Here is a 26,650-nt window from a genome sequence, read left to right on the forward strand (position 1 = left end):
CCGTAGGCGGACAAGATTGTTGAATCTTATAAATCAGTCACATAGAATTGCCAAGCCACTTTGCTATGCATAACAGCAATCCCCAATCGTGAGTCGAATATGCTGAAGTTAATCCAATCCAATCAAATGGAAGTGCTCTGTGCCCATCTTGCCGCGTATTTGCGCCAGCCGCTACCCGGCGCGGCGTTATTGCAAAGTGAGCATATTTTGGTGCAAAGCCCCGGGATGTCGACTTGGTTACGCCTTGAAATTGCAAAACAAAATGGTATTGCCGCTGCGCTGGAATTCCCGCTACCTTCAAGCTTTATTTGGCAACTGTGCCACGATTTACTCCCCAATGTCCCCAAGGAAAACGCCTTCACTAAGGCGGCAATGACCTGGAAGCTGATGCAGCTACTGCCACGGCTACTGGATGAACCTTCCTTTGGGCCACTGCGCCATTATTTGGGCCATAGCTTAGACAAGGTGGAATCGAGCGCGGCTGACCTCAATAGCAACCATCAGCTTGGCGCCGTAAGCGCCGATGATATTAAGCTTTACCAACTTTGCGGTCGCATCGCCGATATCTTCGACCAATATTTGGTTTATCGCCCAGACTGGATTGCCGCGTGGAAAGCCAATGAACCGCTCGAATCGCTCAAATTGAACGAGGAGCAAAGCTGGCAACCCATCCTCTGGCGTGCGCTGATTGCCTACAACCGTGATGAGCTGCGTCAAAGCCACTACCACAGGGCCAATCTGCATCAGGATTTGATTGCTGCATTGGGGGATAGCGCCAATTCACTCGCAAAATTGCCGCAACGTTTATTTGTGTTTGGGATCTCCTCCATGGCGCCCCAAACTATCGATGTGCTCCACCAGCTCGCGAGCCGCATCGATGTGATTATCTTAAGCCTTAGCCCCTGTCAGCATTATTGGGGCGACATTATCGACCCACGCCATCGGGCGCGAATGGCATTGCAATATGCCGGAAAACGCCAATTAGCCGAGCAATGGGAAGATAAACTCGAAGTCGGCAATCCCCTGCTAGCCAACAATGGCAAGATGGGCCGTGAATTACTCGATATGCTGCTCGAACTGCCACCAGAACACTGTGACTTCGGGGACGATGTGTACTGCGAGCCCTGCGGCGATCCTAACGATCCCCACGCCAACGCCAGTATGCTGGCCGGGGTGCAATACGATATCTTAGAAATGCAGACGCTCGATAGGGTACTCGGGCCGGATGCTGAGCTATATAAAGAGGTCGCGAATCGTCGAGTATTAACAGCCGACGATGATTCAATTCAAATCAAGAGTTGCCACAGCCCGCTTAGGGAAGTCGAAACCCTGCACGATCATTTACTCGATCTGCTGGATAGCGACAACCAACTCACGCCCAAAGACATAGTAGTAATGATGCCGGATGTCGCGGCCTACGCGCCCTATATCGATGCGGTGTTTGCGGCCAAACAGGGACTGGAATATATCCCCTACGCCATTGCCGACCGCGGCGCGGCGCAGGAATCGCCACTCATTAATAGCTTTTTGAATTTACTCAATATTAATCAGAGCCGCTTCGGACTGACCGATATTTTAAGCATTCTCGAAGTCCCAGCCATTTTGCGACGTTTTCAGCTCGAGGAAGACGAGCTGCCACTCATTCGCCGTTGGTTAGATGAAGCCGGTGTGCGTTGGGGCCGCGATGAACAGAGCCGCCTTAAGCAGGGCGTGCCCGCCTTCGAGCAAAACTCCTGGGCCTTTGGCATAAAACGCTTAATCTTAGGTTATGCCTTACGGGACGATGCACCGCTATATCAATCATCCCCGCAGGGAATGCACTATTTAACCGTTGCAGGGGTGGAGGGCCAATCGGCACAGGCTCTTGGCAAGCTGTTGAACTTTATTGAAGTCCTCGATGAAACCACCCAAGTATTAGCCAAGGCGCAAGCGCCCTCATTGCGATTACTCGAACTCACCGAACTGTTAAATGCCTTTTACGCCCCCGATGAGGATGAACGTGAGCAGTTGCAGGAGATTCGCGATGCGATTGCCGCTTTAGAGCAAGAGCTGCTTGCCGCAAGCCCTGCCGATATGGGGGCACAGGCCAACGACTTAGATTTAAGCATCGAAGTGCTGGCGCTCTGGTTTAATCAACGCTTAACCGAGTCACGTGTCGGCCAGCGATACCTCGCGGGCAGCGTGAATTTTTGTACCTTAATGCCGATGCGCTCGATTCCCTTCAAGGTGGTGTGTCTGCTGGGTATGAATGATGGTGCCTATCCTAGGGTGCAACATCCAGTGGGCTTTGATCTGATGGCCCATTTTGGTGCGCGCAAAGGCGATCGCTCCCGCAGATTAGATGATAGATACTTGTTTTTAGAAGCGTTACTCTCGGCTCGGGAGCAGCTGTATATCAGCTATATTGGCCGTAGTGAACGGGATAACTCGGAGCGTATTCCATCTATGCTGGTCTCTGAGCTGATTGAATATTGCCAGTTATGTTATTTGCCTGAATCCCTTGCGGCAGAAGCTGCTAATGTCAGTAACGAAGATGCTCAGCAGGCATTGCTTGAGGCTATTGTGAGCCATCAGCCGCTGCAACCTTTTGATCCTAAACTGTATCAAGCAGCACTGGCGCAAACGCCCGCCTCTAACGGGATAAAACAGAGTTATAGTCAGCAGTGGTGTCCGCCCGATAGCAATAGTCAGTTGCAGCATGGTCGATTTATTGAAGCCCATACCCAGATAGTGCTCGAAGATGGCGCAATTGGTGACAGTGAGACCCAACAGGATATTGAGCCCCTTGGCGAAGCAGAGCATGTCGATATCTCAGCCTTTATTCGCTTCTTTCGCAATCCCGCGCAGTATTTCTTTAATCGTACCCTGAAAGTCGATTTAAACCTGAATATTCAAGCGGATGATAACGATGAGCCCTTTAGCCTTAATGCGTTAGAGCGCTATTTATTACAGGCTCAGCTCCTTGGTGATGCGCTCGAGCAAGGGCAAAACGAACCCAGCACTGAACTGTTACAACGCCTTAAGGCCAGTGGTAATTTGCCAATGCAGCCCTTTGATGATCTGCTGCTGCGTCAATACAGCCATGATATTGCGCCGCTGATTGGCAGAACCCTGTTTATGCGCGGCGATGTTGCTCCCCGCCATGCCGATATTCGGCTCAGCTTTGAGTTACCCCACACTCAGAGTGTAGGGACTCAGTTAAAGGCCAAGCGGGTGATCCTCGAAGGCCGAATCGATGATATCAGCCCTAAGGGATTGGTGACTTGCCGTCCAGGCAGTGCCCATGGGCGGGACATTTTAGCCCTGTATTTGCGCCATTTATGTTTGATGGCCGCGGGAGTGACTCAACCTAGCGACCTGCAACCTAGCTATCTGCTGGATATGGGGCATTTTCATGCCCTCGCGCCCATTACGCCAGCGCTTGCCCATGCGCAGCTCGCCAACTTATTACTGCTTTTTTATCAGGGCCAAATTCATCCCCTGTGTTTTATGCCAAGAACCTCCCTCGCCTATGCCAGCGCTGAGGCGGATGAAGAGGAAGACCCACACACAAGCACAGACCCGCACAAAGCCCGGCTCGAAGCGGCGCAAAGCGAATGGCTGGACGAACAAGGTGAACTTGGCGAAGGCACAGATCCCCATTATCAGCGGCTGTTTCATTTTCCCGACGACTTTACCGAGGCACATTTTGGCAAGCTCGCCGATGACATCTATCGGCCAATGCTTAGCCTGTATCACAAGGATACCCTCGCCCAACTCGAGGAATTTGCCCTGAATGAAGCCCCAACCGCCACGACAGAGGGAGCAGACTGATGACTAAGGTATCACCCGCTTTACCGTTAGATCCGCTCACCCTGCCATTTGGCGGCAGTCGCTTAATCGAGGCCAGTGCGGGCACGGGTAAAACCTACACCATTTCAGGTCTGTATCTGAGATTACTGCTTGGGGATGGCTTAGGCGAACCGCTCAATTGTGAACAAATTCTGGTCGTGACCTTTACCAATGCCGCCACTGAGGAGCTGAGGGATAGGATTCGCCGCCGCATTCAGGTAGCCTTTAAGTGTTTCTTAGGGCTTGAGATTAACGATCCTTTTGTGCAGGCGCTGTACGATAAGACCCCTGAAGCCGAGCGCGCTATCGCCCTGAGACGCTTCGACTTGGCGCTCAAATCCCTCGACGAAGCGGCGATTTTTACCATTCACGGATTTTGCCAACGGATTTTGGCCGATCTCGCCTTCGAATCATCATTGTTGTTCGAGTCTGATTTCACCTTAGACGACAGCGAGTTTTTACACCATGCGGTGCGGGACTTTTGGCGTGAGGCCTGCTATCCGCTACCTGAGTATTTAGCCCAAATCATTGCCAGCGAATTTGGCGATCCCGACGGATTAGTCAAGCAGCTAAGGGCCTTGCTCGGTGCCAGTGAGGTCAAACCGCTTCAACCTGTGCAGCCCTTTGCTCGTTTGGCAGAGTCCTTAAGCCAGAGTGTGCAGCGCTTTAAACTCGCCTGGCCGCGTGGCCGCGACGCACTGTTAGAGTTACTTCATAGCCTGCCACTTAACGGCCAACGTTTTGGTAAAGCGAGCGACAATTACCCTAAACTCGCGGAAATGTTCGACCAGCTGGATAACTTCTTAGCCTTTGGTCACGGCTTACCGCCGCTCAAAGTGCTCGAAGCGCTGTCGTTATCCGAGCTTAAGCTGAATAAAGGCGGCGTGCTCCCAAGTGTGAGCGAGGCGCCACTACTTGACCATATGGAGCAGTTAGCCGCGCTGATTAATGCGATTAAACCCGCATTTCTTTACAGCGCCGAACAAGGGATCAGCGAGCGTTTTGCCAAGCAAAAACAACAGAAAAATGTGCTGACACCAGATGATCTGCTCACCACCTTGGCAGCGGCAATGCAGGCCAATCCCGACACTTTGCCTAAGGCAGTGGCGAGTCGCTTCCCCGTGGCCTTAATCGATGAGTTCCAAGATACGGATCCACTGCAATTTGCTATTTTCTCAGGGATTTATCAAACCCGTTTGGGGCTTGATACTCAAAATTCGGCGGCTGAACCTAAGCCTCGCACGGATAGCAAATTAAGCCTGCTGATGATTGGTGACCCTAAACAGGCGATTTATGCCTTCCGCGGCGCCGATATTTACACTTATATCGAGGCGCGCAGACAGACCCAGGCGCACTATTTCCTCGATACTAACTATCGCTCGAGTCGCAATCTGGTGGCCGGAGTAAATCATTTATTTGCCCAGCATTCGGATCCTTTTATCAGCCAATCGATTCCCTTCGATCCAGTAAAGACGCCAGCCAGTGCGGCGGCCAAACAACTCGTTGAGCATGCGCCCAATAGTGCCGCACTGCGGTTAAAACTCTTGAGTGAAGGCGAAACTGGGCTCAATAAGGCCAGTGCTCGGCAAACCTTGGCCGAAGACACCGCCGCCGAAATCACCCGTTTGCTGACGCAGGCCGCCAATGGTCAATGCCGTACGCCCAAAGGGCCATTAATTGCTAAAGATATCGCCATCTTAGTGCGCGATAGAAACGAAGCGGCCGTGATGAAAACCGCGCTGAGCAAGCGCCAGATTGGCGCCGTCTTTTTAAGTCGCGACAGCGTATTTGAAACCGTCGAAGCGCGGGAAATGGCGCTCATTCTGCGCGCCTTGGCCAGCCCCAAGGACGAGCGCGCCCTGCGTAGCGCCCTTGCGACCGCCCTGCTTGGTTATCGCGCCGAGCAAATCCATGCCTTTAACCAAGATGAAGAGCAGCGCCAAAGATTGCTGGAGCAGTTTTTTGAGCTGCACCAGATCTGGCAAAAACGCGGCATTATGCCAGCGCTGCTCAGCCTAGCCAATGCGACCCAGATGGTTGCGCGTCTACTGCATTCTCCCGTTCCGACAAGCATTGACCAAGCGGAGCAAGATGCAACCGCTCATCTTGAGGCGAGCAATGGCGAACGTCGACTCACGGATTTTCGCCACTTAGCCGAGCTGTTACAGCAAAAGGCGACCGAAATCGATGGGATCAGTGCCCTGCTTAACTGGTATGAGCAACAACTGATTGATAACACAGGGACAGATGAGCAGCAGCTACGCCTTGAAAGCGAGCAAAACTTAGTGCAAATCGTCACCATCCATAAGAGCAAGGGGCTGGAATACCCAGTGTGCTTTGTGCCCTTTGTCAGCCTCGCGCGGGACAATCGCCGCCGCCCGACGCCCATGCTCTACCACAGAACCAATGCCGATGGCGCGCAGGAGCTGGTATGGGATTTAGAAGGCACGGATGAAGGTTGGGAACAGGCAAAGCAGGAAACCTTGGCCGAAGATCTGCGTCTGCTCTATGTGGCGCTCACCCGCCCCGTGTATCTGTGCTATTTGTACATCGCCAACCATAGCCGCATGTTAAAGGCAGGACTTAAGAGCCAGCTGCATGAAACCGCCATAGGTTATCTGCTTGGGATCACTGACACTGATTGTGATTTTTCCCGTCTGCAAAATGCCGCCAAGGCGCTGGTCGCGGGTCTCGAGGCGAGTCAGCCTGCGATCAGCATTGAAGTGGTGGCCGACGACATTGAGGCTAATAAACTGCATACGGGGGGAAGTGATTCTCATACCTTGAGTGCCCGTAAGGTCAGCCGTCAGTATCGTACTCCATGGCGCGTTGGCAGTTATTCTGGCTTAGTTAAAAATACGCCCCACGCTAAAGCCACTCCTGGCGCCGATGATGAGGTCAATGCCGTATTGGGCACTGATACCACAAATAGCGCAATTGATCCCATATGGCCAGACCACTGGTGGCAAGAAGCTGCCGATCTGCAAGCACAACCTCTGCTCAATCGCTTTAGTTTTGAGCGCGGCGCCAACGCGGGTAGTTTTATGCACTTAGTGCTTGAGTTAATTGATTTTACCCAAGCTCAAATCGACTTACCCCGAGAGCTACCTAAGGCCATGTTGCAATACGGCATTGCCCCCGAATGGCAGCCCGTATTAGAGGATTGGTATCTTGAGGTATTGCAAGCACCACTGGCATTAATGGCGCAGGATAATCAGCTTCTCAATCCCGAGCTGTGTTTAGCCACACTCGCGCCGCAGCACACCTTAGTTGAGATGGAGTTTTACCTGCCTCTGAATCGCTTAAAGGATACTGAGCTTAATCAACTCCTTGGGCAATATGGCTACGATACCGAGCTGCAGTTTGACGAATTACAGGGCATGCTTAAGGGCTTTATCGACTTAACCTTTGAATATCAAGGCAAGTTTTATATTGCCGACTATAAGTCGAACCATCTGGGGGATAATATTCAAGCCTATCATCATCGCGCGCTGAAACAGGCGATTGGCGATCATAGGTATGATTTGCAATATATTCTCTACTCCCTTGCGCTGCACCGCTATTTAGCGATGCGCTTGACCAATTATGATTACGATACCCATATCGGCGGCTGTTATTATTTGTTTTTACGGGGAATGTCGGTGCAATATCCTGGCTTTGGTATTTATTACGATAAACCGCCCAAGGCGCTTATTTTGGCCTTAGATGCGTTGTTTCAGCGCAGCCTAGAGACAAGCACAGTGAATCAACAGGATACGGGAGCAATGGCATGAACCACAGCACCGAACTGACTCCCCCAAAAGTATCAACCCAATGGGTTGACGCTGGCGCTCTCAGACTCAAGGCGCCGCTCGCAGAGCTACTCAAATATTGGGAAAAGGAGCGGCTGATCACCCCGCTCGATCGCCATTTTGCCCTCGAGATGGCAAGGCTTCATCCTAATGATGCCCACGAGCCACTGTTTATGCTGCTGTGCGCCCTGTTAAGTCAACAGCTCTCGGCCCAACATACCTGTCTAGTGCTCGAACATATAGTGCCAGCCAATCCGATGGCAGAGCCGGTTAACCACTGCCAAATCCGTTTGAGCCTGCCAGAGCTGATTGCAAGGCTGCAAAATTTTGAGGCCGTTGGCGAACCTCACAGCAATAAGCCACTGATTTTTGATGGCGGTCGACTCTATCTTGAGCGTTATCATCATTTCGAAACCGAAGTTGCCAGCGCCCTGACGAGGCTATCTTCGAGTCAGCCCGTCAACACCACGGATAAAGATTCAGACGCGCCGCTACGCAGGCAGCTCGATTACTTATTTCCAATCGCCGCATCTTCCCATGCAACCACAACCCTTGAGCCTCATATCGACTGGCAAAAGGTGGCGACGGCAACGGCGCTCGGCAAGAAGCTTGCGGTGATCACCGGCGGCCCTGGTACAGGCAAAACCACCACAGTGACGAAGTTACTGTTGCTACAGCAATTAGGTTCACCAAAACAGATAAGACTCGTCGCCCCGACAGGTAAGGCCGCCGCCCGTTTAAGTGAATCGATAAAGGCCTCGAAAGCAAGACTCGAGCAGGAACTCAAACAGGCTCAAGCGACAAACGAACAAGTACAAAGTCACGAAACCCAAGCGCTGTTAGCCGCGCTCAAGCAAGTGCCGGAAGAGGCATCAACCTTACATCGTCTGCTGGGGGTTATCCCCAATTCGGCGCAGTTTCGTCACCATCAGGGCAATCCCCTGCGGCTAGATCTCTTGATTGTCGATGAAGCCTCAATGGTCGATTTGCCAATGATGTATAAGCTGCTCACGGCCCTCCCCGAACAGGCGGGTTTGATACTGCTTGGGGATCAGGACCAACTCGCCTCGGTTGAAGCAGGCGCAGTGCTAGCCGATATTTGCGCAGGACTAAAATACGAGTCAGACCAACACTCTGAATGGCGAATGCGTTATAGCCAAGCTCAGGCCGAACAATTGAGCAAGCTCACCAGCTTTGATCTGCGCGCCTATATTCACCGCGAGCCAAAGATTGGCGACAGTTTGTGTATGTTGACCCACAGCCACAGATTTAAGGGCGATGCGGGCATTGGCCTATTAGCCAGTGCGGTGAATCGCTCCGATCTGGCGGGGATTTTGACCGTATGGCAACGGGGACTGGCCGAGCTTACTTGGCTAGAACACAGTATGGATCTGAGCCAGACCCAAGCCAAAATCAGCGAGCCTGCAAACAACAGCGGCCTTCATGCCCTGCTAACACAGGCCTGTGAGCAATACGCTGAGTATTTACGTCCGCTGCAAATTTCAGATCCAAGCAGTGTGCCAAGCGCCATCGAAGCCATTGCCCGCTTTAACCAGTATCGTATCCTATGCGCCATGCGCAGTGGCGATTATGGTGTCGAAGGTATCAATCAAGCTGTGACTAAGGCGCTGTCTCAGGCCAAGCTGATCCATCCCCAGCAAGAGTTTTACCTTGGCAGGCCGATTATTATCCAAAGCAATGACTATAACTTGGGCTTGTTTAACGGTGATATTGGCTTGATTTTGCAGGATGAAGACAGGCCAGAGCGACTGATGGCCCACTTTATTAAAGCCGACGGCAAACTGCTTAAAGTGCTCCCCGCAAGGCTACCTAGCCATGAAACCTGCTACGCCATGACGGTGCATAAAAGTCAGGGCAGTGAATTTAATAGAGTCGCCCTCGTACTTCCGCCCAATCCGAGCCTAGTACAGTGGCAATTGCTCACCAAGGAGCTAGTCTACACTGCGATTACCCGTGCAAAACAACATTTTAGCTGTTTAGGCACACAGCAAGTTTTCGAGCGAGCAAGCCAACAAGCTACCCAGCGGGCCTCAGGTTTAGCCGATAGGCTCTGGCGCGATAAAGCGATGACTAATGAATAGTTAACTTATTGAGTAACATTAAGAATCAACAAGTAAAAGGATCTTAAGATTGACGGAACAAGCCATGATCAAACTGCACCAGATGCAAGATGTCATCAATTTATTTGATGGCATTAAAGCTGAGGCGCAATTACCCGCACAATGCTACGAATGCTCACGTTATATTCGTTGGTCTGAATTTGAGGCAATGCAAGTATACGAGCTTGATTTTGAACCTTATTTAACCGTTGCTGCAAACTGTGATATGCGCTTTTTTACCCTGTATCAGAGTCAGCACCGCTTATACCTTGCCCATTGCAATTATGCTGGTCACGCGCCGCGATGGGAGGCTCGCCCCATCACCTTGTCGCAACTGACGGATACCGCGTTAATGACGAGACTGATGCAAAACCACGCCTATCAGTTAGGGCTCAATATCAAGCTCGATTTGGATTATCCCGTCTAGTCTCACTTTGTTGGGCTGAAATGCATTGTACTAGACTGGTTATCATCAAAGTCTTTGGTCACTGATAAAGGAAGCAAGCTTTGAAGGCGCAAGTAAAAGATAACTATCAAATCACAGTGGCGACCTTTGATAAATATGCCAAACAGTATCAGGACAAATATCTGGAATTTGCCCAATACACCCAAACCTATGATTGCCTCCTGAGCTATCTCACCGCAGACAGTCGCCTACTCGATATCAGTTGTGGGCCAGGCAGTATCAGCCGCTATCTGATCGCGAAGGAACCTAAATTAACGGTTTTTGGTATCGACCTCGCCCCGCAAATGATTGCGCTCGCGAAACAAAATGTCCCCTCGGGTCACTTTGAGATCATGGACTGCCGTCATCTTCATAAGCTTATTGACCGAAACATGCCGCCGTTTGATCTTATCGCCTGCGGCTTTGCGCTACCTTACTTATCCCAAACGGATCTGGTCGCGTTTTTTGCGCATCTTCGCGCCCTGATTGCGCCGCAGGGAATAGTGTATCTCAGCACCATGGAAGGTGAAGATAGCCGTTCTGGTTTACAAACTGGTAGCACTGGCGACAGTGTCTATGTGCATTACCATCAATATGATTTTATTGAACAACAACTTGAAGCCAATGGTTTTCAGATACGAGATGTCAAGCGCCAGCTCTTTCCAACACCTGAGGGAACAACGACTACAACCGATCTCTTTATTCTGGCGCAAGCGGGTGATTAAGCTTAATTAGCCCTAAACCGAGCAAACACTTAACCCATTGCAATCATTAATGATTCACTCACAACCGCCCTATTAGCCGATAAGGCCTATCAATATTGCGTTAATCATCTATAGGTAAAAATGCTTCACCTTTGTGTTGAACCGCAGCCCTTTACTGCACAAAATAACATCACTTAGTTAGCCACAAAGCGTAAGAAGCTATCCAATCAAGGCACAGTTTGTTTCTCTTTGTCGGTTATGGGTAGATTTTTTGCTTATAAACTCGGCAAATAGGAGCATGACAGACTAGGCTTTTGTTGAAAGCCAATTCGGAGCGACTAAATAGCACACTAAACAATCAGCTAAAAATATAATGAATATCAGATGGATATAAAGAACATCATACTATATGTTAATAATAGGTTAATTCGACGACGCGTCTAAACCTCACTCCTACATATAGGTTTGATGAACCTGTGGTGTATAAGCAGATAGCACAGTGCCGTTGTGATGCTTTCTTGTTAATAACCAAATGATTAATAAAGGAATGACATTATGTTTTGGTGGAAAGTTAAATCAAATAACAGGGATGCGAACAGCCATTCATCAGGTTTTACAGCAGCCGAAACGCTTGAGAATGAACTGGCGGCGATTCGTGCCTACACCGCCTATATTTGTTTCACACCTAAGGGGGAAATCATTGAAGCCAATGATATTTTCTTGGATGTAATGGGTTACAGTGCCAACGAAATCCTTGGTAAACACCATAGAATGTTTTGTACGACGCAATACTCGGGCTCGCAGGAATATCAAAAGTTTTGGCAGGAACTTGCGACAGGCAATGCGTTTACGGGGACATTCCAACGTTTAAAGAAAAACCACATCCCAGTTTATGTCGAGGCCAGTTATTTCCCCGTAAAAAACAGTGCGGGTGAAGTCGTGAAAATCATCAAAATCGCCAATGATGTTACAGCGTCACAACTTAACCTCATTGCTAAAAATGCCATTCTCGATGCCCTCGATCGCTCCCAAGCCGTTATTGAGTTTTTACCCGATGGCACAGTGATCACCGCGAATCAAAACTTCTTGGATATCATGCATTACCGCCTAGATGAAATCCAAGGTAAGCACCATAAGATGTTCTGCGACAACGAGTTTTACCGTATTAGACCCGACTTTTGGAAACGACTTGCCGCAGGCGAACACTTCACCGGACGCTTTAAACGCATCGATGCACATAACAATGTGATTTGGCTTGAAGCCACCTACAATCCGATCCGTGATGCATCAAATAAGGTGTATAAGATCGTAAAGTTTGCTTCGGATATCTCCCATAGGGTCAATACCGCCCTTCAAGCGGTGGACATGGCGGCGGCGACGTCAGAGCAAACCTCACAAATCACCACAAATGCGGTGCAAGTGCTGAACGAAGCCGTCTGTACTTCGCATCAAATTGCCGAGCAAGTTAAAAATGCCTCGAATATTGGTGGTGAGCTACTCGTACAATCAAAAAATATCAACGATATAGTGATCACCATCCGTGGCATTGCAGAACAAACCAATTTACTCGCCCTCAATGCGGCGATTGAGGCGGCAAGAGCGGGCGATTTGGGTCGAGGTTTTGCCGTCGTAGCCGATGAGGTCAGGAAGTTAGCCTCACGCACCTCCACGGCGACCAGCGAAATCGCGAATGTGGTTCAGCAAAATACCGACCTTATCAAAAATATCGATCATCAACTCAGCAACATCACCAATGTGGCATTGCATGGGGAAGACAGTATCAATCATGTCGCCGCCGGTCTTGCCGATGTCGGTAATGGTGTCAGCCAATTTGTCGCTATGGTTGAACAGCTAAGGCCCTAATCAACGGTAATGAACCTTAGAGTACACTTAATTAACAATAGGTTAGCACCAGTGAATAGCAGTATTCTTTTGCTGTTGATGGATAAAACCGTGCGAACTCGCGCCATGACTCTGTTACAATGCCAACGTTTGAATGTCCTCTGCGACTTACGTTGATATGTGTGGAGCCTATGTCTAAAACGCCAACCTATTCGCCTGCCAATACTGTGGTCGTTCTCGATTTTGAAACTTCTGGGCTTTCGCCCAATCAAGGAGCACGTGCCATTGAAATTGGCGCAGTATTAATTGAGCAAGGCCAAATTACCGCGCGCTTTTCTGAGTTAATGAATCCGGGGTTTCGGATAAACAGTTTTATTGAAGATTACACAGGGATCAGTAATCAAATGCTCGCCCATGCGGCGCCCTGTGCAGAAGTCATGGCCCGCTTTGCTGAGTTTATCGGTAAACATCATTTAGTTGCCCACAATGCCACCTTCGATCAACGCTTTCTCGATGCCGAATTTTCCCAGATAGGCCATCAATATCCCGGCCAATTTGGTTGCTCGTTACTGCTGGCAAGGCGCTTATATCCTGAGGCCATTAATCATCAACTCGCAACCTTAGTTCGCCACAAACAGTTACCGACTAACGGTACTTATCACCGCGCCTTGGCAGATGCAGAAATGACCGGACATTTATGGCTGCGCATGCTGGCCGATCTTAAACAAGGGTATGCGATTACTGAGCCGCCCTTTAGCCTGATGCAGAAAATTATGGCCAAGACAAAGGCCGAGGTGCCTAAGTTTTTGCGCCAGTACGCCAGAGGTTAGCCCTATTTTAGGTCCCCCATCAGGCAAAATGAGTATAATGCATTAATAAAAAAGCCGAGTGTTATCAATCACTCGGCTTAATGATTCAATCAAAGTGGATGCGACTTAAGCGAGCGGCGTACAGTCAATCCCGCAGGAGCTACGTACCACTAACGTCGTTGGGATTAACTGCGGGCTCACCGCTTGACCACGAATAAGCTTGAGTAGACTTTCCACTAAAATCTCCCCCGCTAACTGGGTATTTTGCTTAATGGTGGTTAGCGGCGGATTGGCAAAGCTTGCCACGGGAATATCATCGTACCCGACGACTGCGACTTGCTCTGGCACTAAAATCCCCTTCTCTTTTAAGGCGCGGATCGCACCTATGGCGATTAAATCACTGGCTGCAAAAATCGCGTCGAAATTCAATCCTTTATCGAGCAACTCCAAAGTAGCATAGTAACCCGCCCCCTCAGTGCTGATAGCCGAAATCTGCCGACGAGGATCGACTGTCAGCCCAGCGGTTTGCAGTGCTTTGACATGGCCTAAATATCTGTCCCTGAACTCAGGGCAATGACTCGATGCCCCGCCCAGAAATGCAAAATCCTTACGACCGAGGGAAATTAAATGCTCAGTGGCAATTAGGCCGCCTTGGTGATTATCGCAGCCGATGGATAACACGGATTTATTGTTATGCTCGGCGCCCCAAATCACAAAATGGGTGTTCTGTGCCAGCAACTTTTCGAGCTTTTGCTCGTAATCCATGTAGTCGCCGTACCCCAGCAAGATAATGCCATCGGCTTTATTGCTATCTTCATAGTCAGCATGCCAATCACTGGAAAGCTGTTGAAATGACACGAGTAAATCATAACCTTGCTGCGCCGTTGCCCGCGTGATTGAGCCTAACATCGACAGAAAAAAGGGGTTGATCAGTGAATCATCATTGGTGGGATCTTCACACAACAACAGGGCTAAGGTGTGGCTATTTTGGGTGCGTAGATTACTGGCGTTTTTATCGACTTTGTAGTTGAGTTCTTTCGCAATCGCTTGGATCCGTTGACGGGTTTCTAAATTGACTAACGGACTATTTCTCAGGGCTCGGGAAACCGTAGACTGGGATACACCAGCACGATAAGCAATATCAATCGAGGTCGCTTTCGATGCCATAGCAAGGTCACCATAATTATTATTTTGAGGCGATACTAAAACAGTTCGAATAACTTGTATAGCCGAAGGGTTTACAACTGACTAACAAGTTAGCAGAGATGAAAACCTTGATGAAAATGGCTGCAAAGCTTGTACAACAAACGCCCTCACCCATGCTAACAAAGCAGTGTCGATACAACTAAGGCTTATACCGACACCCTACAACGCTAAATAAAGTTAAATCCCTAACTCATCGAGCAAATCATCGGCATTCGTACTGGCGATGGCGGGTTTATCCGTCATACGGCTCCAGGGTGATGCGGTATCTGGTTGCGTAGACGCATTAGCGCCAAGACCATGCTGTTCGAGCAAGCTGTCAGGGTCGAACTCTTCGTCGTATTCAAACTCATCGAGTTTTATAAACTCGGTCTTATCCATGGCAAATTCGAGGTAGAAAATATGATTATTTTCAGTTTTAAAGGACACACGTCTTGCGACAGCATCGTCTAAGTTTGCATCGATAGAAATCGTCAGCTCTTTGTTTATGGTTAACATTTTAGGCTGACTTTGGCTGATAGAGGTTTGCAGTTCCTTGGAAACCTTATTAATAAAGTCGCCCAAGATTTGGTTCATCAACTCGCCCATCACGTTCCCGACTTCATCGGACGTGTGGGAAAAGGCGAGCTCTTCCTCTGGCATGCCCATATTGAGCATATAGCGGCGATAGATTTCGATGGCCGCAGGGGCAGAAAAGTTGATCACCACTAACCCTGAAAAGCCGCCATCAAAAATCGAAAAACAGCCTAAATCGGGTTTTAAGCGGGTGCGAGTAATGCTTTGCACCATGCCCGCGTGGCTCACATGGCTGGCACTAGTGCTCGATAACACATGGGCGACCGAGTGGCATAACTTCAGTAAAATATCATCCGAAGTCACAATAGTGTTTGTTGTCATAATCCATTCTCAAACTAAACTGATGATTAATCTTGCGCGTAAAAGCATAAAAAATCAAAACCAAAACAATTAATTAGCAGTCTGGCTCTGAAATATTAAGTATATCTAAAGGCTAACTGCTTGAATTTCATAAAATACGCGATTCAGTCTAACGTCTTATTCGCCTTGGTGATACACGGTTTAGCGATAAAAGCATCAATCAGTCACAGTGCTAAACAATATTCTGCTTAAGATCAAAGAATCCCAATATTCTTAACGTGTTTACCCGAAATTTAACGCACGATGATTCATTTAGAAGGGATTCGCAGGTATATTGATGGCCACTCTTTTTGCGCCTTAAGGACCCCTCATGATCACATTCTTGCGCCGATTCACTATTCTCCAACGACTGATGATGATGTTAGTGATGGCGGCTATAGGTACTGTGTGTTTTGCGAGTTTTTCCATTAAAGAGCAATACAGCAATCTTATTGAGCAAAAGTGGCAACAGATTGATGGCCAGCTCGGCAGCCTCCTCAGTGTAATCGATATTTATCGCCAAGATGCCCTCAGCGGCAAGCTGTCAGAAGCTGAAGCGCAACAAGCGGCGGCAAACCTGATTGACCAAACCCGTTACGCCGGTGTCGGCTACTTTATTGTGATCGATGATAATAATCAGATCCTCGCCCATGGCGAACGCAGCGATCTTATTGGCACATCGGCGCTCAATTTTAAACTACAAAATGGCACGAATCCCCTTGCCACTATGTTGCCGCTAGCCCGTAAAAACGGCAAAACTATGCTCGAATATCCGATTGCGAATCCCGTGTCGAAGAACATTGAGGATAAGTTGGTCGAAGCCCGTTATTATCCCGAATGGGGCTGGACGCTCATCACTGGTGCTTACTTAAGCGACGTGAAACAAAATCTTAAAGCCGTGATCATCGATTATCTGATTATCATGTTTTTAATTTCTGTACCGATTTTCGCGTTTTTCCTGGTACTGAATCACTCCATTACCTCACCGTTAAACGACGCTATCGATGCGCTGGAAGATATCGCCCAGGGTGAAGGTGATTTAAGCCAACGTTTAAGCACCCAAGGCAAGGATGAAGTGGCGCACCTAGCCCACGCCTTCAACCTGTTTGCCCAGAAAATTGGCGACATGGTGGGTCATTTACAGCCATTGGGCCAGTCCCTCGACAATGATGCCAAGCAGTTAATGCTGGCCGTTGAAGAATCGAACCAAAGCGCCGAACATATCCACCGTGAAACCGGCAGCGTAGCCACCGCTGTGAATCAAATGCTTTCGACCACCCATGAGATGGCGAGCAACACCCAGCAGGCTGCCGATGCGGCCAACAGTGTGAAAAATCAGGCGCAGCAAAGCCAAGCGGTAATCGATGATACAGTGCGTGATACCGAAAAACTGGTGCAAGAGCTAAGGGCATCAGAAGTGATCACCCAAAAACTCGGGCAATCCTCGGCACAAATTGGCAGCATCCTCGATGTCATTCGCTCTATTGCCGAGCAAACGAACCTGTTAGCCCTCAATGCCGCCATCGAAGCCGCCCGTGCGGGGAGCCATGGCCGCGGGTTTGCCGTGGTCGCCGATGAAGTGCGCGCACTGGCCAATCGCACCCAAGACTCCACCAACGAAATCCAAAAAATCATCTCGGATATTCAAATGGGCGTGAACTCAGTGATGAAGAGCAATAGCCAAACACAGACTCAATCCGATGAATTACAAGCCAAAGCCCGTGAAGCGGGTAATGCCATGGCGGCAATTTTGCAGCTTATCGCCCATATCAGCGATATGAACACCCAGCTCGCCAGTGCGACTGAGGAGCAGTCGCTGGTGACGGAGGAAATCAACCGCAATATTTGTAATATTTCGGAATTAACCGAAGTCTCAGTCAAAGCTAATGAAGGTAACAGCCGCGCGGCGCAGTCATTGCAGGATATTAGCCAAGATATGTCACATACCTTAGGCCAATTCAAAATCTAGTTCGCCGGATAAGATAATCAGAGCAACCACCATCAAAGAGGACGTATTAGAACGTCCTCTTTTAGTTTAAAATACTTCACTCAACTAGGTTAGATGCAATCTAGACGGGTATCCATGCTATAAACTAGGATATGACTTTACCCTATTGCCGATTGAGGAACGCCCATGCGCATGACCTTAGCCGTTCACCCGCGGCAGTATACCATCCACAGTTTTAGCCCTAATGCTCAATTACCTAGCGAAGTCTTTGCCGAAGAAGTGTACTTTATCGGCCGAACCGAGGAAGGGCTGACAGTCGTGGTATCGAGTGAACTTGAGCTCGACAGTTTAGAGCAAGAACCCCATTGGTGCTGTTTTGAAGTCTTAGGCCCGCTGGGATTTTCGATGACAGGCATTTTATCGAAAATATCCGGTATCTTAGCCGATGCGCAGATCAGTATTTTTGCCCTTTCCACCTTCGATACCGACTATATTTTGGTCAAGAAAAATTGTCTCCAAAGCGCCGTTGCCGCCTTAAAAAAGGCGGGTTACAAGATTATTGAGTCGAACGAAGCGCCATAATATTGCTAAAGAGTTAAACCACTATGTACGAAAAATCTGTCACTATCACCGCAAAACATGGTATTCATACCCGCCCAGCCGCCCTGTTAGTGAAAGAAGCGAAAACCTTCAACTGCGATGTACTAGTTGAATGCAATGGCAAACAGGCCAGTGCCAAAAGCTTATTTAAATTGCAAACATTAGGCCTGTATCATGGCGTCACCGTCAAAGTGTTTGCCGAAGGTGAGCAGGCACAGGAAGCGGTCGAGAAAGTCTCGGAACTGCTCATCACTTTAAGTTAAACGGCATCTTAGCCAGCTTGATAGGAACGAATATGTCGATTACGGGGATCATAGTGTCATCGGGGATTGCCTTTGGACAGGCGCTCCACCTTACCCAGGCCGAACACCATCTCGATTATCGCCCTATTCCCCTATCACGGATCCCGCAGCAACAGAGTAAATTTGTCAAAGCCCTACAGGCGCTGCAACAACAACTCAGCCACAGCCAAACTAAGCTCGACCCACAAAGCGAAAACTATCAGTTAATTGAAGCCGATTTGTTACTGCTTGAAGACGAAGAGCTTATCGACCAAGTGAAGGAAGCGATCCGTACCCTGCAGTTATCTGCCAGTGTGGCGGTCGAGCGGATCTTCGCCCATCAGGCGAATGAGCTTGAATCCTTAGACGATCCCTATCTTGCCAATCGCGCCCAAGATGTACGTTGCCTAGGCCAACGATTAGTCACGGCTATTAACGGACGCTTAGATCAAGGCTTAGCTCAGTTAACTGAGCCGACAATCCTCTTGGCGCAAGATCTCACTCCCGCCGAATTTGCGCTATTACCCAAGGAGCAGATCAGCGGCATAGTGCTTAAAACTGGCGGCTTAACCAGCCATACGGCGATTTTAGCCCGCGCGGCGGGGATCCCCGCTATTCTTAGCTGCCAGTTCGATGCCGAGTTTATTCCCAATGGCACGCCACTGGTGCTCGATGCCCTCAGTGGCGAGCTTTTTGTTAATCCAGCGCCCGAGCAGCAGGCACGCTTAACCGTCACATTGCACCATGAGCAAGCCCGACGTGCCGCCCTGCAAGCGTATCGAGACGTGTCCGCCAAGACCCAAGATGGCCACCTCGTAGGCCTGATGGCCAACGTGGGCAACTTGAACGATATCACCCATGTTGGTGATGTGGGTGCCGATGGTATTGGTCTGTTTCGCACCGAGTTTATGTTGATGCACACCAGTACACTGCCGGATGAAAAAGCGCAATACAATCTGTACTGCGAAGCCTTGCATGCGCTAGGCGGTAAGACCTTTACGATCAGAACCTTAGATATTGGTGCCGATAAAGAGCTGCCCTGCCTCTGCCAGGAGGTCGAGGACAATCCCGCCCTTGGGCTACGCGGAGTTAGATATACCTTGGCGCATCCAGAGCTGTTTAAGACCCAACTCAGGGCGATTTTGCGAGCGGCCAATCATGGCCCCATTCGACTCATGTTTCCCATGGTGAATCAGGTTGAAGAACTCGATCAGATTTTTACCCTCATTGCCGAATGCCAAGATGCCCTCGAAGAGGAAGAAAAAGGCTTCGGTGAACTCAGTTACGGGATAGTGGTCGAAACGCCCGCCGCCGTGATGAATCTTGCCTCCATGCTGCCACGCTTAGATTTTGTGAGCATAGGCACCAATGACTTAACCCAATATGCCATGGCGGCGGATCGCACGAATCCGCAACTGACGCGGGATTACCCTTCCCTGTCACCGGCGATTTTAGGGCTCATCAAGATGACCGTCGACCAAGCCAAAGCTGCTGGAGTCAAAGTGTCACTCTGTGGCGAACTTGCCAGCTCGCCGCTGATGGTCCCGCTCCTTATCGGTATGGGACTCGATGAACTCAGCGTGAACTTAAGTGCATTGCTGGAGGTGAAGGCCGCCGTTTGCCAAGGGCAATTGACGAAATTTTCTGCGTTAGCGCACACCGCCATGCAACAGAATAGAATTACAGAACTACAGCAGTGTATAACAAGCTATAAATAATACATTTTATTGGTTATGCTGCTTTACAGACTAAAAAGATAACAACAAAAACAAGCGAAGGGGCACAGAATAATGGGATTTCTAAGCCGAATAAGGCGATTGGTATCAGGACAACCACAACTGGCTGGCGGCATTATGGTTTACGCCCCAGTGAACGGGGAAATTGTGGCCATTGAAAAGGTCCCCGATGTGGTATTTGCAGAGAAAATTGTGGGTGATGGTATCGCCATTGCGCCAAAGGGAGACACGATTGTCGCCCCAATCGACGGCACCATAGGTAAAATTTTTGAGACTAATCATGCTTTTAGTATCGAATCGCCACAGGGATTAGAGCTTTTCGTGCACTTTGGCGTTGGTACCGTTGAGTTAAGGGGCCGAGGTTTTAGCCGTTTGGCAGAGGAAGGCCAAGAGGTCAAAGTGGGCGATCCCATTCTGTCTTTCGATATTGATTTCCTAAAAGATCAAGTAGATAGCCTACTCACTCCCGTTGTGCTGGCCAATATGGAAGATGTGAAATACTTAGATAAAGCCCAAGGTAGCGTCACCGCAGGTAAAGACGCGATTTTTACTGTTCAGCTTTAACGGTTATCCGCTTTACCGCCCGCTTACGAACGATCACTGGCAGAGCCCCTTGCCTGCCAGTCGCTCTCCCAAACAACGCACAGCTCTCCACCACTGACATCAGGGTTTGCTCAACTGTTTTCGCCAGCGCCGATTCGCGGCATCAATAAGCCGTGATCAGGATAGACTCGTCATCTTCTGTCAGCGGTAATTGCCCCAGTTGCATCAGCTTACCTCTTAACTCAGCAAGTTCTGCAGTAAAAAGCGTCGCACTTGCTTGGTTTAAGTTATGCGTTTCGGCTGCGGGAAATGTATCCTTCACAATCCGCAGCGCCGCAATGTCTTTATAGGGGATGGTCTTGCGGACAAACACAAAATCTCGAGAATCAATCTGGCTAATCACTCGATAAGCGGCTTCATAATCCAGCGAAAAATCAGCATCTCCCACTAAGCGCAGTTGCAGATAAACCCGATGCGCGGCCAATATACTCAAACATTCTCGCCACTTAGTATTATTCATCTTCATCCTTGAAAAACTCTCCTGCTGGCAGCACTTTGGATTGGTAATCGTCTTTGTAGTGCCCGACACTCAAGCTCAATCCCGTGTAAAAAGCATTAGCCTTTGGCAGATTGACGCGTGAGCGGACGCTCCTCAAGATGTGCCACGATAAACACCAGAAACCGAAACAGTGATTTAATTCTAAGATCGTAATTGTTATCGGGTTTTGCTGATGCGAGCTTCTGTAAGGATTTGATTTTTGAGTAGGCATTCTCCACCAGCTCGGCATTCTCTTTGCCCACATACTTAGCAAACTCGGCAAATTCACCGATAAATTTCAATGTCACTTTACGTCGATTCAGGCTGGTCAGCGCTAAACCTTCTTTGATTTTTGCCTCAAATAGAGTGCACTCAAGCCCTTGAATTATCGCCTGTTGAGGCAAACCACTGCTCAAGGCATCGGCGAGAAAACCTAAATTAGCCTTTAACTCGAAGCTGATGGCCTGTTTACCCGCCGTCGATTGTTGCCAGCGGCTGCGCTCTTTATCAAAAATGTCGTATAACTCTTTCCAAATACTCATGCCCTGTCCCTGCTGCAAGATGTCTGGCGCTGCTGACTTTGCCAAGACACGATTTTATTTAGGCAAATTTATCATAGGGTTAAAAATGCTAACACTGTTACTAGGGCGTGTTGACGTTTCCGGGTTATTTTTGCAGCAATTTGGCTAACTTTTATGCAATGTAACGTCCGTGCAGTGTAGTTATTCTACATAAACGGACGATAACGCAGCAGAAACGTCAGCCAAATGCTGCCCGAAGGGTTCATCTGGCAAGCCCTTGCTCTTACTTTCTGTCATAAGAGCCGCTCGTCATTTGAGTAGAATAACTACACTTCATTCCTCGTTTCGCAAGCACGTGCTTGCCAGAACGAACAAAATCTAATCTCGAAACGTCAACACGCCCTAAGACATTTAGTAAAAAAATGGCCCGAACATGTCGGGCCATAATGGTCATAGTCGAGAACGCACGCGCTCAAGAGAGAGGTAAAAACCTTATTACTTACCTTATTGCTTAGCCTTGTTCTTTTCGGCCGATTGCTGGCGCAGCGCTTCTTTCTTTTGACGGCGGGCTTCAATCACTTGATTCACATCGCTACCAATGTGTGCTTCGTTACGTGATTTCGCTAAGTTCACTTGGCGCTCACGTTCAACAAAGCGCTTACGCTGCTCGTCTGAAATCTTATCGATACAATGTGGGCAGCTAACGCCTTGCACATAGGCAGGGCTTAATTTTTCGGCTTCAGTGATCGGCATACGACAAGCATTACATTGATCGTATTGGCCTTTCTTTAAATCATGGTCAACGGCGACGCGGTTATCGAAGACGAAACATTCACCTTCCCACAGGCTTTCCTCCTGTTTCACCTCTTCGAGGTACTTAAGGATGCCACCTTCGAGGTGATAGACTTCTTCGAAGCCTTGCTCTTTTAAATAAGCGGTCGATTTTTCGCAGCGGATACCGCCGGTACAGAACATCGCGACTTTCTTATGCTTGGCAGGATCGAGGTTCTGCTTCACATACTCAGGGAATTCTCTGAAGGTTTCGGTCACTGGGTTAATGGCATTTTTAAAGGTGCCAATTTGCACTTCATAGTCGTTACGGGTATCCACTAGGATGACTTCTGGATCGGAAATCAGTGCGTTCCAGTCCTGTGGTTTTACATAGGTGCCCACCACTTTAAGCGGATCGATACCTTCAACGCCCATGGTGACGATTTCTTTTTTCAGCTTCACCTTAGTGCGGTAGAAAGGCATTTCATCGTCAAAGGATAACTTGTAAACGATGTTTTCGAGGCCATTTTGGTTATTCAGCCAAGCCAGCAGTGCATCGATGGCGGCTTGAGAGCCAGCCACAGTGCCATTAATCCCTTCATTTGCCAGCAATAATGTGCCTTTAATCTCGGCCTGCTCCATCATGGACAGGAGTGGCTCACGCAGCGACTCAAAATGCGGTAATGAAACAAACTTATATAAAGCACAAACAACAACGTTAGACATAACACCCTCAACTGCTGGCTGGAACTTAATTTCCAGTGCATTAACTAATAACCAGCCTAAGCTGGGTCGCAAAAATCGGCCGAAATTCTACCTGAGTCACAGTCAGATAAACACAGACAAAAACCAAGGTCATTGTTTATTTACAAGCCAAACGGTGGAAAAATCAGTAATAAACGCAGTATTTCTGTTTTAAAGTCACTACTATTGCCGACTTTTGAGCCGCAGCAGTGGCGACATCGCTTTTATGATTGCTTTAAGGAACACAACTATGCCCTTACCCATACTCTACAGTTTTCGCCGTTGTCCTTATGCCATGCGCGCTCGCCTTGGTCTATTGCTCGGCCAGTGCCAGGTAGAGGTACGGGAAATCACCCTTAAAGCAAAACCCACAGAAATGTTAGCCATCTCCCCCAAGGGCACAGTGCCGGTATTACAGCTCCCTACGGGTGAGGTAATTGCCGAGAGCTTAGAGATTATGCGCTGGGCACTGACAAATACACATTCACAAGCCGCACAGCAATTACTCGGAGAAACCGCATCAGCGCAAAACTTGATTGCTGAGCTTATCGCGCAGAATGATGTTGAATTTAAACCTTGGCAGGATAAGTACAAATATGCCGACCGTTATCCTGAATACACCCAAGCGGATTATTTTGCCAAGGCCAGCACTTTTCTTGAACGACTCGAAGCACAGCTTCAGCAACATCCTTACCTAATCGGCCCCACGTTAAGCCTAGCTGATTTTGCTATTGTGCCTTTTATCCGCCAATTTACGGCGGTGGATAGCAAACGTGATCTGACAGTGGCGTTTCCACGCCTAATGAACTGGTTAACGACGCTAACCAGCAGTGAGATATTTCTACAAGCAATGGAAAAATATGTGATCTGGCAAGCTGGCAATCCGCCGACTTACTTGTTAGGAACGTCTATAAGTGAATAAGAATTAACGTTTATTTTTGATATACATAATAGCAATCGGTAAAATGTTCGAGTAAAGTACGTAGCACTTAGGTAAAGTAACTCAATCGTTTTTAACATTTTATGCTAAATCATCACGATGAATGACAGGGATCAGGTACTTGGAAAATACGGATATTAAGATCATTGCGATGCTCATAGGGCTAACCCTACTACATTGCGTCTTTGCTCGTAGGGTATTTAAGAGTCAAGCTAACCTTAGCACCAATAAAAAATGCCTCTGGTGCCTACTGAGTTTATTTTTAGGACCCATAGGCTACTATGCCTACCACGGTTTAATACCCTTAGATAAACTGCCAAATGACTGAGTTAATTTAAGCTCACCGATGTTTTCTAAGGGTGTTGAATGAGCCATAAAAAAGCGCGAACAATATCGCGCTTTTTTATTAGGTTTGCTTCTATAAATGACTGTGCAATAACACATCATCCTCGGGATCTTTTTTGATCACCGGCGCCTGCCCCTCGGCTAACGCTTGTTTGTAACTTTGGTTCATTTTCAGCGCCAGATATAAATCGGGTCGGATCAAGATACCGCCTTCACCGGACTGCATTCCCGCTTGTTCAAACCAACCGAGCATCTGTCGTTTACGTCCGGCTAACACTAAGCGTATGCCGCGTTTCTTCAATAATTGATGTAAATCCGCAAGCATGGCCATCACACTCAAATCTAAGTGAGTAAAACACGGGACGGCATCGATGATAATGCAATCAACGGGCTCTGGCTCGCGGATAAACTTCTCCAGTAAGCGGCGCTTAAAGTAAGTGGCGTTGAAGTAGGTTAACGGCGAGTTGAAACGGTAGATAAACACGCCGGGCACAGATTTGGCCTTACCCGAATCATCCACGCTACGAATGACCCCTTTTTGGTCAAGCCCGAGCACTTGATCGGTTGGGCGCATCACGGTCGCTAAAAATTGGAATAAGCCCAGCAATACCGCTAAGGTAATGCCTGGAATAACCCCAATAAACAGCACCGAGAATAAGGTTGTACAGGCGAGTAAAAAGGCGGAGCGGTCCCGCACGCGCAGGTTCCACAACGCCTTTAAATCAATCAAGGAAATCGAAGCAATCACCAATACCACGCCGAGCGCAGAACTGGGGATATATTTCAGTGGCGCGGTAAAAAATAGCGCGACTAATGCAATTAAGACCGCTGCGATGATGGACACCAATTGACTCTTGCCGCCGTTTGCATCGTTCACCGCGGTGCGTGAATCGGCGCCACTGACCGCAAAACCTTGGGATAACGCGGAGGCGATATTCGCAATCCCAAGGGCGCGAAACTCTTTATCCGCATCAATATCGTAGCCATTTTTCGCCGCAAAACTGCGCGCCGTCAGCATCATGCTCACAAAGCTCACCATGGCTAAGTTGAGTGCGGGCACCACCAGTTCACGGGCTATACCGATATCAAACACAGGCGCTTGGAACGAGGGTAAACCCGCGCTCACCTCACCGACTACATTGATATCCAAGCTGGTTAAATTAAAGGCCCAGACTAAAAACGCCGCCATCGCCATCGCACACATAGAGGCTGGCCACTGAGGACGATATCGTTTCACTAAGGCATAGGTCACTAAGGTCACCACTCCCATCAGCAAGGTAGGCCAGTGGGTTCGAGTTAAATAGGAAGGCGCGCCGGATAAGCGCTCAATCAAATAACGCTCATCGAAGGTAAAACCAAAAATCTTTGAGAATTGGCCAACGATAATGGTGATCGCCACACCATTGAGTAGCCCCATCAGAATAGGTTTGGAGAGAAAGTCTGCTAATACCCCAAGGCGAAAGCGGCTGGCGATTAAGCACCAAAAGCCCGTCATGGCCGTCATGGTCATCACCAGTTGCCAGTGCTTCATGCTGTCGCCAGCGGCAAGCGGCGTCACCACGGCGGCAATCACGGCGCAGGTGGCGGCATCGGGACCAACAATCAATTGTCTAGATGTGCCAAACAGTGCATATACCAACATGGGCAGCACGCAGGAGTATAAACCCACGGCGGCATTGACCCCGGTCAATTGGGCGTAGGCGATAGCAACGGGTAAAGCAACCGCCGCCACGGATAATCCCGCCCTCACATCATCCCTGAGCCATTGCTTCTCATACTGCAGCATCTGCGCCAAACCAGGCATTAACGATACTAAACTGGGAAACTTCACGCAGTAACCTCCATATACTCACTCCCAAGTTAATCACTAACTTGCGGTGGCTAAGTATAACTAAGCCTCAATGGGATCCCAAAAGGCCGTTACCTAAAAAAGCCACCAATAGTATGTTGGTTATGGCATAAAGCCAATCCTTACGCGAGTCAGTATCCCAGAATATTTAAGCTTTTAGCGCAATTAGCACTC

The 26,650-nt window shown here is 48.8% G+C and carries 20 protein-coding genes; 14 read left to right on the forward strand and 6 right to left on the reverse strand.

Going from position 1 to position 26,650, the window contains the following annotated elements; translation table 11 throughout:
- The first annotated feature begins 99 nt into the window (after nt 1-99).
- The 7 genes from recC (at nt 100) to K0H60_RS11240 (ending at nt 13,563) form a co-directional block, all read left to right on the forward strand.
- The gene (recC, locus tag K0H60_RS11210; RefSeq protein WP_220055761.1) at nt 100-3,813 is read left to right on the forward strand and encodes an exodeoxyribonuclease V subunit gamma; all 3,714 of its coding nucleotides are present in this window, start codon (nt 100-102) and stop codon (nt 3,811-3,813) included.
- Nucleotides 3,813-7,604, forward strand: a complete 3,792-nt coding sequence (gene recB / locus K0H60_RS11215; protein ID WP_220055762.1) for an exodeoxyribonuclease V subunit beta — start codon at nt 3,813-3,815, stop codon at nt 7,602-7,604. Before recC ends, recB begins: the two co-directional genes overlap by 1 nt.
- Complete coding sequence (recD, locus tag K0H60_RS11220; RefSeq protein WP_220055763.1) at nt 7,601-9,724, forward strand: exodeoxyribonuclease V subunit alpha; 2,124 nt, start codon at nt 7,601-7,603, stop codon at nt 9,722-9,724. The genes recB and recD overlap by 4 nt, the downstream gene beginning before the upstream one ends.
- 64 nt (nt 9,725-9,788) lie before the next feature.
- Nucleotides 9,789-10,169, forward strand: a complete 381-nt coding sequence (locus K0H60_RS11225) for a hypothetical protein (protein ID WP_220058148.1) — start codon at nt 9,789-9,791, stop codon at nt 10,167-10,169.
- Nucleotides 10,170-10,249: 80 nt separating this feature from the next.
- Nucleotides 10,250-10,912, forward strand: coding sequence for a class I SAM-dependent methyltransferase (locus tag K0H60_RS11230; RefSeq protein ID WP_220055764.1), 663 nt, complete (start codon nt 10,250-10,252; stop codon nt 10,910-10,912).
- Between the two features lie 534 nt (nt 10,913-11,446).
- Nucleotides 11,447-12,754 (forward strand): methyl-accepting chemotaxis protein, encoded by a 1,308-nt coding sequence (locus K0H60_RS20625; protein ID WP_220055765.1) that lies wholly within the window; start codon nt 11,447-11,449, stop codon nt 12,752-12,754.
- Nucleotides 12,755-12,924: 170 nt separating this feature from the next.
- Complete coding sequence (locus K0H60_RS11240; protein ID WP_041412652.1) at nt 12,925-13,563, forward strand: 3'-5' exonuclease; 639 nt, start codon at nt 12,925-12,927, stop codon at nt 13,561-13,563.
- A 105-nt stretch (nt 13,564-13,668) separates the two neighbouring features.
- Here K0H60_RS11240 and K0H60_RS11245 read toward each other — a convergent pair whose 3' ends face one another.
- Both K0H60_RS11245 and K0H60_RS11250 read right to left on the reverse strand, forming a co-directional pair.
- Nucleotides 13,669-14,709 carry a LacI family DNA-binding transcriptional regulator gene (locus K0H60_RS11245; RefSeq protein WP_011717201.1) on the reverse strand — a complete coding sequence of 347 codons (1,041 nt, stop codon included), beginning with the start codon at nt 14,707-14,709 and terminating at the stop codon, nt 13,669-13,671.
- Nucleotides 14,710-14,925: 216 nt separating this feature from the next.
- Nucleotides 14,926-15,642, reverse strand: coding sequence for a DUF3334 family protein (locus K0H60_RS11250; RefSeq protein WP_220055766.1), 717 nt, complete (start codon nt 15,640-15,642; stop codon nt 14,926-14,928).
- Between the two features lie 349 nt (nt 15,643-15,991).
- Here K0H60_RS11250 and K0H60_RS11255 point away from each other — a divergent pair, with 349 nt between their 5' ends.
- The 5 genes from K0H60_RS11255 (at nt 15,992) to crr (ending at nt 20,789) form a co-directional block, all read left to right on the forward strand.
- On the forward strand, nt 15,992-17,629 hold the full coding sequence (locus K0H60_RS11255; RefSeq protein ID WP_220055767.1) for a methyl-accepting chemotaxis protein: 1,638 nt from the start codon (nt 15,992-15,994) through the stop codon (nt 17,627-17,629).
- A 165-nt stretch (nt 17,630-17,794) separates the two neighbouring features.
- Complete coding sequence (locus K0H60_RS11260) at nt 17,795-18,190, forward strand: ACT domain-containing protein (protein WP_220055768.1); 396 nt, start codon at nt 17,795-17,797, stop codon at nt 18,188-18,190.
- 23 nt (nt 18,191-18,213) lie between these two features.
- A complete protein-coding gene (locus tag K0H60_RS11265; protein WP_011717205.1) occupies nt 18,214-18,471 on the forward strand; it encodes an HPr family phosphocarrier protein in 258 nt (85 codons plus the stop codon).
- Nucleotides 18,472-18,503: 32 nt separating this feature from the next.
- Nucleotides 18,504-20,207 (forward strand): phosphoenolpyruvate--protein phosphotransferase, encoded by a 1,704-nt coding sequence (gene ptsP / locus K0H60_RS11270; protein ID WP_220055769.1) that lies wholly within the window; start codon nt 18,504-18,506, stop codon nt 20,205-20,207.
- A 72-nt stretch (nt 20,208-20,279) separates the two neighbouring features.
- Nucleotides 20,280-20,789 carry a PTS glucose transporter subunit IIA gene (gene crr, locus K0H60_RS11275; protein ID WP_220055770.1) on the forward strand — a complete coding sequence of 170 codons (510 nt, stop codon included), beginning with the start codon at nt 20,280-20,282 and terminating at the stop codon, nt 20,787-20,789.
- A gap of 142 nt (nt 20,790-20,931) precedes the next feature.
- Here the strand turns inward: crr and K0H60_RS11280 are convergent, their stop codons facing one another.
- The 3 genes from K0H60_RS11280 to trhO form a co-directional block, all read right to left on the reverse strand.
- Entirely contained in the window at nt 20,932-21,288 is a 357-nt protein-coding gene (locus tag K0H60_RS11280; RefSeq protein ID WP_258405734.1) for a hypothetical protein, read from the reverse strand.
- A gap of 95 nt (nt 21,289-21,383) precedes the next feature.
- A complete protein-coding gene (locus tag K0H60_RS11285) occupies nt 21,384-21,848 on the reverse strand; it encodes a hypothetical protein (protein ID WP_220055772.1) in 465 nt (154 codons plus the stop codon).
- Between the two features lie 483 nt (nt 21,849-22,331).
- A complete protein-coding gene (trhO, locus tag K0H60_RS11290; RefSeq protein WP_088211707.1) occupies nt 22,332-23,324 on the reverse strand; it encodes an oxygen-dependent tRNA uridine(34) hydroxylase TrhO in 993 nt (330 codons plus the stop codon).
- A gap of 268 nt (nt 23,325-23,592) precedes the next feature.
- Here trhO and K0H60_RS11295 point away from each other — a divergent pair, with 268 nt between their 5' ends.
- Both K0H60_RS11295 and K0H60_RS20570 read left to right on the forward strand, forming a co-directional pair.
- The gene (locus K0H60_RS11295; RefSeq protein WP_220055773.1) at nt 23,593-24,264 is read left to right on the forward strand and encodes a glutathione S-transferase; all 672 of its coding nucleotides are present in this window, start codon (nt 23,593-23,595) and stop codon (nt 24,262-24,264) included.
- A gap of 121 nt (nt 24,265-24,385) precedes the next feature.
- Nucleotides 24,386-24,610: a hypothetical protein gene (locus K0H60_RS20570; RefSeq protein WP_011717211.1), complete on the forward strand. Its 225-nt coding sequence runs from the start codon at nt 24,386-24,388 to the stop codon at nt 24,608-24,610.
- 90 nt (nt 24,611-24,700) lie between these two features.
- Here K0H60_RS20570 and K0H60_RS11300 read toward each other — a convergent pair whose 3' ends face one another.
- Nucleotides 24,701-26,458: a SulP family inorganic anion transporter gene (locus tag K0H60_RS11300; protein ID WP_220055774.1), complete on the reverse strand. Its 1,758-nt coding sequence runs from the start codon at nt 26,456-26,458 to the stop codon at nt 24,701-24,703.
- Nucleotides 26,459-26,650: the final 192 nt, after the last annotated feature.

This window comes from Shewanella mangrovisoli (assembly GCF_019457635.1).
In the GTDB taxonomy this organism is placed as follows: Bacteria; Pseudomonadota; Gammaproteobacteria; order Enterobacterales; family Shewanellaceae; genus Shewanella; species Shewanella mangrovisoli.